Source organism: Micromonospora sp. NPDC047521 (assembly GCF_055587305.1).
Genome location: NZ_JBVJGN010000003.1, coordinates 458837 through 473957, shown reverse-complemented (window position 1 = coordinate 473957; position 15121 = coordinate 458837). Strand labels below are relative to the sequence as shown.

Sequence of the window (15121 nt, the reverse complement as noted above, 5' to 3'; positions counted from 1 at the left end):
GGAGGAAGACGCACCGGGTGTGGCCGGCCGGGTGTGGATGCTTCCCCACACCACACCCGGCCGGCGTACCGGCGGGTTCGTCGCCCGCCGCCCGGGGGTCGTGGGCGGCGGGCGACGCTCCTGCCTGATGGGACCGGGCTCGCGACTGCCCGGAAACCCAGGTGCGGCCCGCGGAGCCGCACCGCCCGGAGCTGGCGCCGCGAAACACCTCGCTCCGGCTGGTTGGAACGGGCGTTCGAGGCAATCGAACACTCGTTCTAACTGCTGCTGACAGTACACCTCCCCTCCGACGAAAATGCAACGTGTGACGCGCCGCGGCTCGCCGTCCGGACGCACCGGGGTGAACGGGCACCGGACGGACCGGGAAGAATGTCCCCATGCAGCCACACCCGAACGTACGGGCGGTGCAGGACGCGCTCACCGCCGCCGGCACGCGCAACGGCGTCGGCGAGCCCAGCACCGTCCGCCTGCTGCCGGACGCGGTGCACACCGCGGCGGCCGCCGCCGAGGCGCTCGGCGTCGAGGTCGGCCAGATCGCCAACTCGCTGATCTTCGACGCGGACGACGTGCCCCTGCTCGTGCTCACCTCCGGCGCGCACCGGGTGGACACCGCCGGCCTGGCCGCGTCGATAGGGGTCACCCGGCTGCGCCGGGCCACCCCGGAGTTCGTCCGGACGCACACCGGGCAGCCGATCGGCGGGGTCGCCCCGCTCGGGCACCCGCGAGCACTGCGCACCCTGGTGGACACGGCCCTGGCGGCGTACCCGGAGATCTGGGCCGCCGGCGGCGTACCGCAGGCGGTCTTCCCGACCACCTACACCGAACTGCTGCGGGTCACCTCCGGCACCCCGGCCGAGGTGGCGTGAGCACCACTCCGGAGCTGGTCACCCTGCACGTGTGGCGGGTGCCCCGCGGCGCGCTGCCCCGGGCGCTGACCCGGATGGCGGTGGACCCGCGCCGCCTGCGCGCCCTGCCGGGCGTCCGGTTCGGCAAGCTGCTGGGCACCGGGACCGGCACCAGCTTCGGGCCGGGTGACGCCGACCTCACCCGCTGGGCGGCGCTCACCGTCTGGGACTCCCCCGCCGCGGCGGCCGGCTTCGACGACTCACCTGTCGGACGCTCCTGGGCACGCATCGCCCACGCCGCCGTCCGGGTCGACCTGCGACCGCTGAGCAGCCGGGGCGAGTGGTCCGGGCAGCGGCCGTTCGGCGACCCACCGGGCGGACGGGTCACCGGGCCGGTGCTGGCGCTGACCCGGGCGCGCCTGCGGGCCCGCCGTGCGGCCACCTTCTGGCGGGCGGTCCCACCGGTGGCGGCGGCCCTGCGGGAGGCACCCGGACTGCTGGCCCGGTTCGGCGTCGGCGAGGCGCCGCTGGGATGGCAGGGCACGGTGAGCGTGTGGCGCGACCCGACGGACCTGGTGGCGTTCGCGTACCGTCACCCGGAGCACCGGGCGGCGATCATGCGTACCCCCACCGCGGGCTGGTACGCCGAGGAACTGTTCGCCCGGTTCGAGGTGCGCGAGGTGGTCGGCGACCGGACGGTGCTCGGGTGGGTCGCCGACGGCGGTCCGGGAACGGTGAAGGGTGGACGGGCATGAGGTTGGTGCGCTGGACGCCGGACGATCTGGTCCGGCGGCTGGACGACGTGGTGGCCGTCTACGGCGAGGCGATGGGATACCGCACCGACCTGCTGGAAGCCCGGCGCGGCTACATCGCCACCCACGTCCGCCGCCCCGGGTTCCGGGCCGTGGCGAGCCTGACCAGCGAGGGTCACCTGGCCGGCTTCGGCTACGGCTACCTGGGCGCCGCCGGTCAGTGGTGGCACGACCAGGTGCACCGGGCGTTGGACGCGCCGGCCCGCAAGCGGTGGCTCACCCACTGCTTCGAGGTGGTCGAGCTGCACGTCAGGCCACCGGCGCAGGGGCACGGCCTGGGCGCCGGCCAGCTGCGGGCGCTGCTCGGCATGGCCGAGGGCGACACGACGCTGCTGTCCACCCCGGAGGCCGTGGAGCAGACCTCCCGGGCCTGGCGGCTGTACCGGCGGTTCGGCTTCGTCGACGTGCTGCGCGACTTCCACTTCCCCGGCGACGAGCGGCCGTTCGGCGTACTCGGTCGGGACCTGCCGCTCGAGCCCCCCGCGGCATGACCCGACGGATCTCCTGGGCGCTGCTCGCCGTCCTGGTGCTCGCCCAGATCTGCTACCCGCTGACCACAGGCGCCACCAGGGCCGGGCTGACCGTGGCCACGGTGGTGATCGGCTGGCTGCTCTCGGTGGGCCACGCCCTGCTCAGCCGGGGTCCCCGGGTCGCGGCGGCGCTTGTCGCGGTGGCCACCGGTGGCGGGTTCGCGATCGAGGCGATCGGGGTGGCCACCGGTGTGCCGTTCGGCAGCTACGACTACTCAGGTGAGCTGGGCCCCAAACTGGCCGGGGTGCCGCTGATCATCCCGCTGGCCTGGACCTGGATGGCCTGGCCGGCCTGGCTGGCGGCGGTCCGGCTGACCGGCGGCGGTTCGACGGCCGGCGGCGGCGGTTCGACGGCCGGCCGATGGGCGGGGCGGATCGCGCTGGCCACTGTGGGGCTGGCCGCCTGGGATCTCTTCCTCGACCCGCAGATGGTGGCCGAGGGTTACTGGGTGTGGCGGGACGCCGTCCCGGCGCTGCCCGGCCTGCCCGGCATCCCGGTCAGCAACTACCTGGGCTGGCTGCTCTTCGCGGTGCTGATGATGAGCGCGCTGCGCCCGCTGGCCGGCCCGGCCGTGGAGCACACCGACCGGCGGGACCACCCGATGGTCGCGCTGTACCTGTGGACGTACTTCTCCAGCATCCTGGCCCACGCGGTCTTCCTCGACCTGCCCGCCTCGGCGCTGTGGGGCGCCGCCGGCATGTCGGTGACCGCCGTGCCGCTGGTGGTCACCCTGCTGCGCGACCGCCGGAGCCGCGACGCGGACCGGGAGGCACACGAGCCGCGCCGTACCGGCGTCGACGCCACCCGATGACCGCCCTGCTCGCCCTGCTGCTCGCCGTCGCCGCGTTGACCGGGCACACCTGGCTCAACGCCGCCCGCTGGCTGCGCCGGCCCACCGACCGGCCGGACGAGGTCGACGAGCCGGTGGCCGTGCTGCTGCCGCTTCGCGACGAGGCCGCCCGGGTCACCCCCTGCCTGCGTGCCCTGCTCGCCCAGCGCGGCGTACCCGGGCTGCGCGTACTGGTCCTCGACGACGGGTCCACCGACGGCACCGCCGACGTGGTCCGCGAGGTGGTCGGCGACGACCCCCGGGTGACGCTGCTCAGCGGGGTCGCCCCGCCGCCGGGCTGGCTGGGCAAACCACACGCCTGCTGGCAGCTGGCCACCCGGGCCGACCCGGACGCCACCGCGCTGGTCTTCGTCGACGCCGACGTGGTGCTCGCCCCGCACGCCGTGGCGGCCGCCGTCACCGAGCTGCGCGCCGCCCGCGCGACCCTGCTGTCGCCGTACCCCCGGATCGTGGTGGCGACGGCGGCCGACCGGCTGGTCCAGCCGCTGTTGCAGTGGCTCTGGCTGACGTTCCTGCCGCTGCGCGCGATGGAGCGCTCGCCGCGGCCGTCGCTGGCCGCGGCGGGCGGGCAGTTCCTGGTGGTGGACCGGGCCGGCTACACCGCCGCCGGCGGGCACGCCGCGGTCGCCGACAAGATCCTGGAGGACGTCGAGCTGGCCCGGGCGGTCAAGCGGGCCGGCGGGCGGATCGCCCTGGCCGACGGCTCCCGGCTGGCCACCTGCCGGATGTACGACGACTGGCCGCAGCTGCGCGACGGGTACTCGAAGTCGCTGTGGGCGTCGTTCGGGCACCCGGGCGCGGCGGCGGCAGTGGTCGCGGCGCTGCTGCTGCTCTACACCGCCCCGCCGCTCGTCGCGGTGGGGTTCGCCTCGACAGCTCCCCGGGTGTCAATGGTTGCGCTCATCGCATACCTGCTCGGGGTGGTCGGGCGGGTGCTGACCGCGCGGGCGACCGGGGGCCGGTGGTGGCCCGACGCGCTCGCACACCCCGTGTCGGTCGTGGTCCTCGGTTGGTTGACCCTGCGGTCGTACCATCTGCGGAAGCGGCGCCGCCTGACCTGGCGGGGCCGCCCGGTCAGCTAGGAGGGCGCGGCATGGCGCGGATCGTGGTCGTCGGCGCCGGGGTGGGTGGCCTCGCCACCGCCGCCCGGCTGGCCGCCACCGGGCACCAGGTGACGGTCTTCGAGGCCGCCGACACGGTCGGGGGCAAACTCGGCAGGTACGCGCACGACACCCCGGCCGGGTCGTTCCACTTCGACACCGGGCCGAGCCTGCTCACCCTGCCCGAGGTCTTCCACGACCTGTTCGAGGCGACCGGGGCGAAGCTCGACGAGTACCTGGACCTGGTCCCGCTGGACCCGATCGTCAGGCACGTCTTCCCCGGCGGCGGCCCGGCGCTCGACTCGTGCGCCGACCCGGTGGAGTTCGCCGCCCGGATCGGGGCCGCCTTCGGTGACCGGGCAGCCGCCGACTGGCAGCGGCTGTGGCGCCGGGCCGCGCGGGTGTGGAACGCCTCCGAGCGGGACATCCTGCGCCGTACCGTCGACTCGCCCCGGGACCTCGCGTCGCTGGCCTGGCGGATCGGTGACCTGGCCGCCATCGCCCCGGGCCGCACCCTGCGCGGGCTGGGCCGCCGGCACCTGTCCGACCCCCGGCTGCGGATGCTGCTGGACCGGTACGCCACCTACACCGGCGCCGACCCGCGTCGGGCGCCGGCGGCGCTGGTCGCCGTCCCCTACGCGGAGCTGGCCTTCGGCGGCTGGTACCTGCGGGGTGGGCTGGGCACCCTCGCCGACGCGCTGCTGACCCGCTGCCTGGACCTCGGCGTGGTCGTGCGGACCGGCATCCGGGTGACAGGGATCGACGCGACAGGCGGCCGGGTGCACGGGGTACGCCTCGCCGGCGTCACCGCGCCGGTGCCCGCCGACGTGGTGGTGGCCAATGTGGACGCGATCACCGTCTACCGCGACCTGCTGCCGCATCCGCGCCGGCTGGCCGCGCTGACCGACCGCAGCCTCGCCGGCTTCGTGCTGCTGCTCGGCGTCTCCGGCAGCACCGGGCTGGCCCACCACAACGTCTTCTTCCCACACGACTACGACGCCGAGTTCGACGCCGTCTTCGGCGCCCCGGGGCGGGGCGTACGGGCCCGACCGGCCGTCGACCCGACGGTGTTCGTCACAGTGGCCGACGACCCGACGGCCCGTCCGGCCGGGCACGAGGCGTGGTTCGTGCTGGTGAACGCCGCACGGCAGGGCACCGCCGCGGGCGCGGTCGACTGGCGCCGCCCCGGGCTTGCCGACGCGTACGCCGACCGGATCCTGGAGGTGCTGGCCGAGCGCGGCGTCGACGTCCGGGACCGGTTGCTGTTCCGCGAGGTCCGTACGCCGGCCGACCTGGACGCGGCGACCGGCGCCCCGGGCGGCTCGATCTACGGCACCGCCGGCGGGCTGCTCCGCCCGGCCAACCGGGGCCCGGCGCACGGGCTGTGGCTGGTGGGCGGCTCCAGCCACCCCGGCGGCGGGCTGCCGATGGTGACCCTCTCCGCGCAGATCGTCGCCGACGAGATCGGCCCCGCCTGGTAGGGCCGGCCGCTCAGCCGGCGTCGAGCAGCGCGCGGCGGACGGTGGACAGCAGCTGCCCCAGGCCGAAGCCGGCCAGCAGCACCCACACCGCGGTCGCCATGGTGATGGTGCCGGCGGCCAGGTCCGGCTCGATGAGCCCGGCCAGCCCGGCGACCAGCAACCCGACAAGCGCCACCGACACCCGGGTGGGGCGCTCGCCCACTGTCACCGCACCGATCTCGCGCATGCCGGCCGAGACCGCGCGGGCCCGCACGTACTCGTGCAGCCAGGACAGCGCGCCGCCCGCCACGACCAGCGCGCCCGGGGCGCCGACCAGCCAGAACGCCAACAGCCACGCCACCTCACCGAGCCGGTCGGCGAGCGAGTCGTAGACGTAGCCGAGGCGTGTGGTGCGGCCGGTGGCGACGGCCACCGCACCGTCCACGCTGTCGGCCACGGCGGCGAGCAGGACGAACAACGCGCCGAGGAACGGCCCGTCGGCCGGCCGGGTCGCCAGCAGCGGTACGCAGAAGCAGAGCAGCACCCCGGCCACGGTGACCGCGGTGGGGCCCACCCGCAGCCGGCCCAGCACGTACCCGACGTGGTACGCGAACCGCAGCCACGCGCGTACCACAGGCGCGGCGGCACGGGGGTCGAACCCGCCGTGCAGCCGCGCCCACGCCGTGGCGTACTGATCCCAGTTCAGCTGTGTGCCCACCTGGGGATCAACCGCCGTGCCGGGCATGAGGTGTCGCGGGACCACAGTTCACACCCGCGCGCCGACCTTCAGGTTCTGCCAGACCTCGCGCGTGGCGGTGGACCGGTTCAGGGTGATGAAGTGGATCCCCGGTACGCCCTCGTCCAGCAGTCGGCGGCTCATCTCGCTGGCCTGCTCGATGCCGAGCTGACGGACCGCCTCCGGGTCGTCGGCGACGCGCTCGAAGCGGGCCGCCAGCGCCTGCGGGAAGGGTGCCCCGGACAGCTGCACGGACCGCTCGATGGTGCCGATCTGGGTCACCGGCATCACCCCGGCCAGGATCGGCGTGGCACAGCCGGCGGCGGCCACCCGGTCGCGCAGGCGCAGGTAGTCGTCGGCGTCGAAGAACATCTGCGTGATCGCGAACTCGGCGCCGGCCCGGCACTTACGGACGAAGTGCGCGGTGTCGCTTGCCACGTCGGGCGAGCGGGGGTGCTTGTACGGGAAGGCCGCGACGCCCACGCTGAAGTCGCCGGAGTCGCGGACCAGGCGGACCAGGTCCTCGGCGTAGTCCACGCCCTCGGGATGGCGGACCCACTCACCGCCCGGGTTGCCCGGGGGGTCGCCGCGCACCGCCAGCACGTTGCGTACCCCCACCCCGGCGAGCCGGCCGATGACGTGCCGCAGCTCGGCGACGGAGTGGTTGACGGCGGTGAGGTGGGCCATCGGCAGCAGGGTGGTGTCGGTGGCGATCCGTTCGGTGACGGCCACGGTGGTGTCCCGGGTCGAGCCGCCTGCTCCGTAGGTGATCGACACGAACGACGGGCGCAGCGACTCCAGCTCGCGGATGGCCTGCCACAGCAGCCGCTCCCCCGCCTCGGTCTTGGGCGGGAAGAACTCGAACGAGAAGGTCGGCTGGCGGTCACGGATGAGCTCCCCGATCGCCGGTTGGGGATTGGGGAGTACCGAGGGAAGACCGAGCGCCACGAACCGACTCTAGCGGGCGACGCCACCGCGACCCAGGCGCTTCCCACAGCGGGGGCGTGGCACCGCCGCGCGGGCCGGTCCGGCGGGCGCGAAGGAGTCGTACCCCCGGGGTAGGAATGGGTGGCGCGTACGGGTCGACGGGGGCCGACCGGGCTCGCGCGGGGGGGTCGGCAGCCGCGTGGTGGCGGTCCGGTTCCGTCCGGTCGGGCGGGTGGTCGTCACCGCGCCGACGCACCGCCGGGAGGACCGATGACCCCGCACCCACCACCGCGCCCCGCGCAGCTCGGGCCGCTGCTGGCCCGCCGTCGGCTGGCTCTGGGCTGGAGCCAGCGGCGCACCGCCGCCGAGTTGTGCGCCGCCGCTGGGGTGCCGACGTTGAGCCGGCACGAGGTGTCGAGGTGGGAGAGACAGCGGCGGGTGCCCGGCGGCTTCTGGCTCGGCTGGCTGGCCGTCGTGCTCGACGTACCCCTGGTGGTGCTCGCCGCGGCCGCGGCCGCCACCCGGCGGGCCACCCCGTCGGGCGCCGGTGGTCCGGGGCGGCGGGCTGCCGGGCCGGCCGGGCGGACGGGCCCCGGCCGCCCTGGCGGGAGTACGCGTGGCGGTGGAGCGCGAACGTCGGCGACCGGCTAGCGTCGTGGCGTGACCCACGCTGCTCCCGTTTCTCCCGTCGACCGCGCTGGCCTGCGACAGCGTGTCGACAAGGCGCTCACCGAGTTCCTGGCCGGCCAGCGGACCCGGCTGATCCAGGTGGACGACGCCCTGGTCGAGGTGGCGGAGGCGATCGAGGCGTTCGTGCTCGGCGGAGGCAAGCGGCTGCGTCCGGCCTTCGCCTACTGGGGTTTCCGGGGCGCCGGCGGGGTGGACGGCGACCAGGTGCTCACCGCCCTCGCCTCGCTGGAGTTCGTGCAGGCCAGCGCCCTGATCCACGACGACCTGATGGACCGCTCCGACACCCGCCGCGGTGATCCGGCGGTGCATCGTCGGTTCGCCGAGCAGCACCGGACGGCCGGCTGGGGTGGTGACCCGGACGGGTTCGGCGACGCCGCCGCGATCCTGCTCGGCGACCTGTGCCTGGTCTGGTCCGACGAGCTGCTGCACTCCGCCGGGCTGGACCTGCGGGCGGCGGCCCGGGCCCGGCCGGTCTTCGACGAGATGCGCACGGAGGTCACCGTCGGGCAGTACCTCGACGTGTTGACCCAGGCCACCGGGGACACGTCGGTGGAGCGGGCCAGCAAGGTCGCCAGGTACAAGTCGGCGAAGTACACGGTCGAGCGGCCGTTGCTGCTGGGTGCCGCGCTGGCCGACGCGCCGCCGGAGGTGTGCGCCGCCTACTCGGCGTACGGGCTGCCGCTGGGCGAGGCGTTCCAGCTCCGCGACGACGTGCTGGGGGTCTTCGGTGACCCGGCCCTGACCGGCAAGCCGGCCGGTGACGACCTGCGCGAGGGCAAGCGCACCTATCTGGTGGCGGCGGCCGTGGAGACCACCGACGACGCCGGGCGGGAGCTGCTGCTCAGCCGGCTCGGCGACCCCGAGCTGGACGAGCGGGGGGTGGCCCGGCTGCGCGAGCTGATCACCGCGAGTGGCGCTCTGGCCCGTACCGAGCAGCGGATCGTCACGCTGACCGACACCGCGCTGGCGGCCCTGAGCGCCGTGGACCTCGACACCGAGGCCCGCCAGGCCCTGGTGGACCTGGCGATAGCGGCGACCCGCCGAGCCGACTGACCCAGCCCTCACCCCCCGCTCGCTGGGTTGACCATGAAGTTAGCGGCACTCGCCTCGGCGTGGGCGCGCCGCCAACTTCATGATCAACGGAGAGCGCGGGGGCCGGAGGCCCCGGGGCGCGGGTGGGGGCGGGTGGTGGGGGTTAGAAGCCGAGGGCCTGGGCTCGGCGCTTGACCTCGCGCGCCTGGTCCCCGGACAGGGCCGCCGCCGGGGTGTTGCCGGGGAGCGTGTCGTCGGGCTCGTAGAGCCAGCGCAGCGCGGCCTCGTCGTCGTAGCCGTTGTCGGAGAGCAGGTTGAGCACGCCGGGCAGGTGCTTGAGTACGGTCTCGTTGGCCACCAGGTCGGCCGGGATCCGGCGGACGCCGTCGCGGCGGACCGCCAACAGCTCCCGGTCGCGGATCATCTGGTGCACCTTGCTGATCGACACGTCGAGGCGCTCGGCGACGTCGGGCAGGGTGAGCCAGCCGGCCGGGTCGGCGGGTCCGGCGAGCTCGGGGCCGGGCACGGCCTGGTCGGGTACGGGTTCGGTCACCCGGACACCCTGTCACGCCGCCGCCGCGTCGAGCCACCGGCACCCCGGACGACCTGGTGGACCTTCGTCCCGCGTACGCCGCTGACCAGCGGACGAGGGCCCGCGAGTGCGGCGGGACGGACCGTGTCGGCCGCCGGCTGTAGCATCCTGTTCAACCTTCACCCCCTGGACACATAGACTCCCTGCCGATGGACACACAGGTCGCCGACACGTTGCTGGGCTCGCTTATCGACGGGCGCTACCGCATTCGCGGTCGCGTGGCCCGTGGCGGCATGGCGACCGTGTACACCGCCACCGACGAACGCCTCGAGCGCACCGTCGCAGTCAAGATCATTCATCCGACCCAGGCGCCCGAGGCTCGGGCCCGGATCGCCAACTTCGTGGCCCGGTTCACCGACGAGGCGAAGACCATCGCCCGGCTGACCCACCCGAACGTGGTGGCGGTCTACGACCAGGGCACCCACGCCGGCCTGCCGTACCTGGTGATGGAGTACGTGCGCGGTCGTACGCTGCGCGACGTGCTGGCCGAGCGACGCCGCCTCAACCCGGACGAGGCGTTGGCGATCGCCGAGCAGATGCTCGCCGCGATCGCCGCCGCGCATCGGGCCGGCCTGGTGCACCGCGACGTCAAGCCGGAGAACGTGCTGGTCGCCGAGGCGCCCACCGGCGGCGTCGCCAATCTGGTCGACAGCGTCGTCAAGGTTGCCGACTTCGGGTTGGCCCGGGCCGTCGAGGCGAGCGCCGACGACGAGCAGGGCAACCAGCTGATGGCCACCGTGGCGTACGTCGCCCCGGAGCTGGTCACCGAGGGCCGCGCCGATCCGCGCACCGACGTCTACTCGGCCGGGATCGTGCTGTTCGAGATGCTCACCGGTCGGGTGCCCTACGACGGCGACCGCCCGGTGGATGTGGCCTGGCAGCACGTCGACCGTGACGTGCCGGCGCCCTCGACGCTGGTGCCGGGCCTGCCGTCGGTCCTCGACGACCTGGTGCGGCGGGCCACCCGACGCGACCCGGCCGCCCGGCCGGCCGACGCCGGCGCGCTGCTGGCCGACGTGCAGGTGGCGCGGGACAACCTGGGTGACGCCAACAGCCGCACCACTGTGTTGAGCCGGGTCACCGACGAGCCGCCGGTCTCCCAGCCGACAATGATGGTCGCCACGGTCCGGCCGGCCGAGCGCCCGGCCTGGGCCAGGCTGCCGGAGGGCGGTCAGGGGCCGGGCCGGAGGCGGGCCGCGCCGGAGCCGGCGGAGGGGCTGTGGGCCCGGCTGGCCGAGCTGCGGACCAGCGTGATGGGCGACCCGCGTGGCCGGCGGGCCGTCGCGGCAGTGGTGGTGGCGTTGGGCCTGGTGGTCGCACTTGGTGGTTGGTGGTTCGGCGTCGGGCGGTACACGTCCGCCCCGCAGCTGGTCAGCCTGACCAAGGCCGAGGCGCAGGCGCAGGCCGACCGGGCCGGGCTCACCCTGGCGTACGGCGAGCCGCGTTTCGACGAGAAGGTCCCGAAGGACAGCGTGCTGGGGCAGAGCCCGGGATCCTCCGCCAAGATCGTCAAAGGTGGCACGATCACCCTGACCCTCTCGCTGGGCCCGGAGCGCTTCCCCGTGCCCGACGTGATCGGCAAGGAGTACGAGCTGGCCGAGGCCGATCTGGTCAACGCGAAGCTGGTGGTGGCCAAGGGCGCCACCCGCTACGACGACACACTCCCGGCCGGCGTCGTCCTGGACAGCAACCCGAAGGTGGGCGCCGAGGTCAAGCCGGGCACGAAGATCACGCTCATCCTGAGCAAGGGTCGCGCCCCGGTGTCGGTGCCGAACCTGGTCGGCAAGAGCCTCACCGAGGCCCGCACCGCCCTGACCGGGCTCGGCCTGGTGGCGGTGGAGACGTACAAGGACTCCGACAAGCCCAAGGACGAGATCCTGGGGCAGAGCCCGGCCGACGGCGCCGGCGTGGAGAAGGGCACCCAGGTCAAGCTGGAGGTCAGCAAGGGTCCACCGCTGGCGGTCGTGCCCCGGGTGATCGACCTGCCCTGCCAGCAGGCCAAGCAGGTGCTGGAGAGCCAGGGCTACCCGGTGACCATCGCGCTCAACCCGAACGCGGTGGTCCGGATCCAGGCCCCCGGTGAGAATTCGCAGGTGCCACCGGGCACCCCTGTCGTCATCACGTGCTTCTGATGCCGACGGTCCACTCGCGTCCGGTGGGCGCGCACACCTCCACCTCCGGCGGGCTGGCGAAGGCAGCCCTGCCGTACGCCGACGTGACGGGCGCGCAGGTGGTGCAGGTCTACGTCTCCAACTCGCGGGGCTGGGCGCTGCCCGCCGGTGACCCGGCACAGGACGCGCTGTTCCGGCAGGGCTGCGTCGAGCGGGGCATCCCCGCGTACATCCACGCGTCGCTGCTTGTCAACCTGGGCTCACCCACCCCGGCCACTGTGGAGAAGTCGGCGCAGACGCTGGCGCACGCGCTGCGCCGGGGCGTGGCGATCGGCGCCCGGGCGGTGGTGTTCCACGCGGGCAGTTCGGTGGACGAGGGGCACGCCGAGGAGGCGATGCGGCAGGTCCGCCGGGAGCTGCTGCCGCTGCTCGATTGGGCCGCCGAGACCGGTGGGCCGATGCTGCTTGTCGAGCCGAGCGCGGGCGGCGGTCGGTCGCTCGCCTCCCGGGTGGAGCAACTCGGACCGTACCTGGACGCGGTGGACCGGCACCCCATGCTCGGGGTCTGCTTCGACACCTGCCACGCATGGGCGGCCGGGCACGACCTGGCTGCCGAGGGCGGCATGACGGCCACCCTGGACACGCTTGTGGCGACAGTGGGCGCGGACCGGCTGCGGCTGGTGCACGCCAACGACTCGAAGGACCTGTGCGGCTCCACCCGGGACCGGCACGAGAACATCGGCAAGGGCACCATCGGCGAGCCGGCCTTCGCCGAGCTGATGGCCCACCCGGCCACCGCGGGCGTCCCGATCGTCGTGGAGACCCCCAGCGGCGACAAGCACGAGGGCCACGCCGCCGACATCGAAACGCTGATCCGCCTGCGCCCGTCACCGCCGGGCTGATCAAGAGGTTCGCGTCATCCGGAAGCCGGAGTCCGACGCGAACCTCTTGATCACCAGGTTCCGGTCAGGCGGACAGGATCCGCGGTAGGGCTTCGACCGCGCGGTCGATGTCCGCGTCGTCGACGCCCAGGTGGGTGACCAGGCGTGCGGTACGGGGGCCGAGCACCGAGATCAGGATGCCCTCGGCCCGCGCGGCGGCGGCCAGGGCACGCGCGTCAAGTGCGTGCTTCGTCAGATCCAGTGCGACGAGGTTGGTGCGGGCCGGGGTGGCGAGCACCCCGAACGGCGCGATCACCTCGGCGAGCCGGGCCGCCCGGGCGTGGTCGTCGGCCAGCCGGTCGATGTGGTGCGCGAGCGCGTACCTGCCGGCGGCGGCGAGAACACCTGCCTGACGCATACCGCCGCCCATCCGCTTGCGGATCGTCCGGGCCCGGCCGATCTTCTCGGCGCTGCCGACCACGAGCGACCCGACGGGCGCGCCGAGCCCCTTGGACAGGCAGACCGACACGGTGTCGAAGAGCTGGCCGTACTCGATCAGGGGAACCCCGTCCGCGACGTGCGCGTGCCAGATCCGGGCGCCGTCGCAGTGCAGCGCGACCCGCGTTTCGTCGGCGACGGCGCGCAGGTCCCGCAGCGTGGCGAGGGGGATCACCCCACCGCCACCCCGGTTGTGGGTCTGCTCGACGGCGATGGCCCGGGTGGGGACGGCGAAGTAGCCGTCCGGACGGATCATCCGGGCGACCGTCTCCGGGTCGATGTCCGCGCCGACCGCCGGCCAGGTCCGCGAGGAGATCCCGCCGTACGCGGCTGCGGCGCCGATCTCGTACGTCACCACGTGCGCGTCGGCGTCGCAGAGCAGCTCGTCACCGGGCGGCACCAGCAGTTGCAGGGCGATCTGGTTGGCCATCGACCCGCTCGGGGCGAACAACGCCGCCTCGTGGCCGAACAGCGCGGCGACCTCGGCTTCGAGGGCGTTGACTGTCGGGTCCTCGCCGTAGACGTCGTCGCCGACCTCGGCGGTGGCCATCGCCTCCCGCATCCCGGCGGTGGGCCGGGTCACCGTGTCGGACCGCAGGTCAACAAGATCAGCCACGCAACATCTCCGCTACCAGGAAGGCCAGCTCCAGCGACTGCTGGGTGTTCAGTCGCGGGTCGCAGGCGGTTTCGTACCGGTCGGGCAGGTCGAGGTCCTCGATGCCCTGGGCGCCACCGAGGCACTCGGTGACGTCCTCGCCGGTCAACTCGACGTGCAGGCCACCGGGGTGGGTGTCCAGGCCCCGGTGCACCTCGAAGTAGCCAAGCACCTCGTCGACGATCCGGTCGAAGTGCCGGGTCTTGTACCCGTTCGACGACTCGTGGGTGTTGCCGTGCATCGGGTCGCACTGCCAGACGACCTTCGCGCCGGCGGCGGTGACCTTGGCCACGATCGGCGGCAGGGCGTCGCGTACGCGGTGGTTGCCCATCCGGCTGATCAGGGTGAGCCGGCCGGGGACGTTGTCCGGGTTGAGCTTCTCGCACAGCTCGATCGCCTCGTCCGGGGACGTGGTGGGGCCGAGCTTCACGCCTATCGGGTTGGCGATGCGGGAGATGAAGTCGATGTGCGCGCCGGTGATCTGCCGGGTGCGCTCGCCGACCCAGAGGAAGTGCCCGGAGAGCCCGTACGCCCGGCGGTCGGAGACCCGGGTCAGCGCCCGGTCGTACTCCAGGGCGAGGGCCTCGTGGGAGCAGTAGAGCGTGACGGTCCGCAACGCCTCGTCGTCGGTCATCCCGCAGGCCCGGATGAAGGCCAACGCGCGGTCGATCTCCCGGGCGATCGCCTCGTAGCGCTCCCCCGCCGGGGAGTTCTTCACGAACCCCTTGTTCCAGTCGTGCACGGCGTGCAGGTCGGCGAGCCCTCCGGCGAGGTAAGCCCGGAGCATGTTCATGGCCGCCGCCGAGTTGGCGTACGCCCGGATCATGCGCTGCGGGTCGGCGACCCGGGCGGCCGGGTCGGCCTCCAGCGAATTGATCATGTCGCCGCGGTAGGCGGGCAGGCCGCGCGCGTCGGTGGGCAGCGAACGGGGCTTGGTGTACTGGCCGGCCACCCGGGCGACCTTGACCACCGGCAGCGACGCGCCGTAGGTGAGCACGATCGCCATCTGGAGCAGGGTGCGGGCGTTGGCCAGCAGGTGGCTCTCGGTGTTGTCGACGAACGTCTCGGCGCAGTCACCGCCCTGGAGCAGGAACGCCTTGCCCTCGCAGACCAGGGCCAGCTTCTGCCGCAGCTGGTCCACCTCGTAGGGCGCGACGACCGACGGCACGGTGTCGAGCACCTTGCACACCTCGGCGACGGTCGCCGGATCGGACCACGGCGGGGTCTGCTCGCGGGGCAGCTCCCGCCATCGGTCCAGGCCGAGGGCGGCGTCCTCGGCGGAGTCGACTGTCGGTCGGCTGGTCTGCAGGCCCGGGCTACCCACCGCGGGATGGCTCAGCTGATGCCACTCATGGCGCATGAGAGAAAGCGTACGGCGACGGTCGGCGTGCCTGGTCGGCG

The 15121-nt window shown here is 74.0% G+C and carries 15 protein-coding genes; 10 read left to right on the top strand and 5 right to left on the bottom strand.

Features of this window, described 5'->3' with window-relative positions:
- Positions 1 to 377 precede the first annotated feature (377 nt).
- The 6 genes from ACZ6N8_RS09885 to ACZ6N8_RS09860 are packed head-to-tail and all read left to right on the top strand — an operon-like array spanning position 378 to position 5619.
- The gene (locus tag ACZ6N8_RS09885) at positions 378 to 866 is read left to right on the top strand and encodes a YbaK/EbsC family protein (RefSeq protein ID WP_466008928.1); all 489 of its coding nucleotides are present in this window, start codon (positions 378 to 380) and stop codon (positions 864 to 866) included.
- On the top strand, positions 863 to 1600 hold the full coding sequence (locus tag ACZ6N8_RS09880; RefSeq protein WP_466008927.1) for a monooxygenase: 738 nt from the start codon (positions 863 to 865) through the stop codon (positions 1598 to 1600). The genes ACZ6N8_RS09885 and ACZ6N8_RS09880 overlap by 4 nt, the downstream gene beginning before the upstream one ends.
- Positions 1597 to 2148 carry a GNAT family N-acetyltransferase gene (locus ACZ6N8_RS09875; RefSeq protein WP_364362579.1) on the top strand — a complete coding sequence of 184 codons (552 nt, stop codon included), beginning with the start codon at positions 1597 to 1599 and terminating at the stop codon, positions 2146 to 2148. The genes ACZ6N8_RS09880 and ACZ6N8_RS09875 overlap by 4 nt, the downstream gene beginning before the upstream one ends.
- Positions 2145 to 2999 carry a carotenoid biosynthesis protein gene (locus ACZ6N8_RS09870; protein WP_466008926.1) on the top strand — a complete coding sequence of 285 codons (855 nt, stop codon included), beginning with the start codon at positions 2145 to 2147 and terminating at the stop codon, positions 2997 to 2999. The genes ACZ6N8_RS09875 and ACZ6N8_RS09870 overlap by 4 nt, the downstream gene beginning before the upstream one ends.
- Entirely contained in the window at positions 2996 to 4120 is a 1125-nt protein-coding gene (locus ACZ6N8_RS09865) for a glycosyltransferase family 2 protein (RefSeq protein ID WP_466008924.1), read from the top strand. Before ACZ6N8_RS09870 ends, ACZ6N8_RS09865 begins: the two co-directional genes overlap by 4 nt.
- A gap of 11 nt (positions 4121 to 4131) precedes the next feature.
- Entirely contained in the window at positions 4132 to 5619 is a 1488-nt protein-coding gene (locus ACZ6N8_RS09860; protein WP_466008923.1) for a phytoene desaturase family protein, read from the top strand.
- A 10-nt stretch (positions 5620 to 5629) separates the two neighbouring features.
- Here ACZ6N8_RS09860 and ACZ6N8_RS09855 read toward each other — a convergent pair whose 3' ends face one another.
- Complete coding sequence (locus tag ACZ6N8_RS09855) at positions 5630 to 6343, bottom strand: CDP-alcohol phosphatidyltransferase family protein (RefSeq protein WP_357989113.1); 714 nt, start codon at positions 6341 to 6343, stop codon at positions 5630 to 5632.
- Between the two features lie 21 nt (positions 6344 to 6364).
- The gene (gene metF, locus ACZ6N8_RS09850; RefSeq protein ID WP_357989084.1) at positions 6365 to 7282 is read right to left on the bottom strand and encodes a methylenetetrahydrofolate reductase [NAD(P)H]; all 918 of its coding nucleotides are present in this window, start codon (positions 7280 to 7282) and stop codon (positions 6365 to 6367) included.
- A gap of 249 nt (positions 7283 to 7531) precedes the next feature.
- On the opposite strand from metF, the gene ACZ6N8_RS09845 reads away from it, so the two are divergent.
- Together ACZ6N8_RS09845 and ACZ6N8_RS09840 are read left to right on the top strand one after the other, a co-directional pair.
- Positions 7532 to 7912 (top strand): helix-turn-helix domain-containing protein, encoded by a 381-nt coding sequence (locus ACZ6N8_RS09845; protein WP_466008921.1) that lies wholly within the window; start codon positions 7532 to 7534, stop codon positions 7910 to 7912.
- A 9-nt stretch (positions 7913 to 7921) separates the two neighbouring features.
- Positions 7922 to 9004, top strand: coding sequence for a polyprenyl synthetase family protein (locus tag ACZ6N8_RS09840; RefSeq protein ID WP_466008920.1), 1083 nt, complete (start codon positions 7922 to 7924; stop codon positions 9002 to 9004).
- A gap of 142 nt (positions 9005 to 9146) precedes the next feature.
- Here the strand turns inward: ACZ6N8_RS09840 and ACZ6N8_RS09835 are convergent, their stop codons facing one another.
- Positions 9147 to 9536 (bottom strand): Rv2175c family DNA-binding protein, encoded by a 390-nt coding sequence (locus ACZ6N8_RS09835; protein ID WP_139587435.1) that lies wholly within the window; start codon positions 9534 to 9536, stop codon positions 9147 to 9149.
- Between the two features lie 188 nt (positions 9537 to 9724).
- Here ACZ6N8_RS09835 and pknB point away from each other — a divergent pair, with 188 nt between their 5' ends.
- Together pknB and ACZ6N8_RS09825 are read left to right on the top strand one after the other, a co-directional pair.
- Entirely contained in the window at positions 9725 to 11707 is a 1983-nt protein-coding gene (pknB, locus tag ACZ6N8_RS09830) for a Stk1 family PASTA domain-containing Ser/Thr kinase (protein ID WP_466008919.1), read from the top strand.
- Entirely contained in the window at positions 11707 to 12588 is an 882-nt protein-coding gene (locus ACZ6N8_RS09825; protein WP_466008917.1) for a deoxyribonuclease IV, read from the top strand. Before pknB ends, ACZ6N8_RS09825 begins: the two co-directional genes overlap by 1 nt.
- Before the next feature lie 64 nt (positions 12589 to 12652).
- Here the strand turns inward: ACZ6N8_RS09825 and ACZ6N8_RS09820 are convergent, their stop codons facing one another.
- Positions 12653 to 13681 carry a threonine aldolase family protein gene (locus tag ACZ6N8_RS09820; RefSeq protein WP_466008915.1) on the bottom strand — a complete coding sequence of 343 codons (1029 nt, stop codon included), beginning with the start codon at positions 13679 to 13681 and terminating at the stop codon, positions 12653 to 12655.
- Positions 13674 to 15080: a class II 3-deoxy-7-phosphoheptulonate synthase gene (locus ACZ6N8_RS09815; protein ID WP_364362568.1), complete on the bottom strand. Its 1407-nt coding sequence runs from the start codon at positions 15078 to 15080 to the stop codon at positions 13674 to 13676. Before ACZ6N8_RS09815 ends, ACZ6N8_RS09820 begins: the two co-directional genes overlap by 8 nt.
- Positions 15081 to 15121 lie beyond the last annotated feature (41 nt).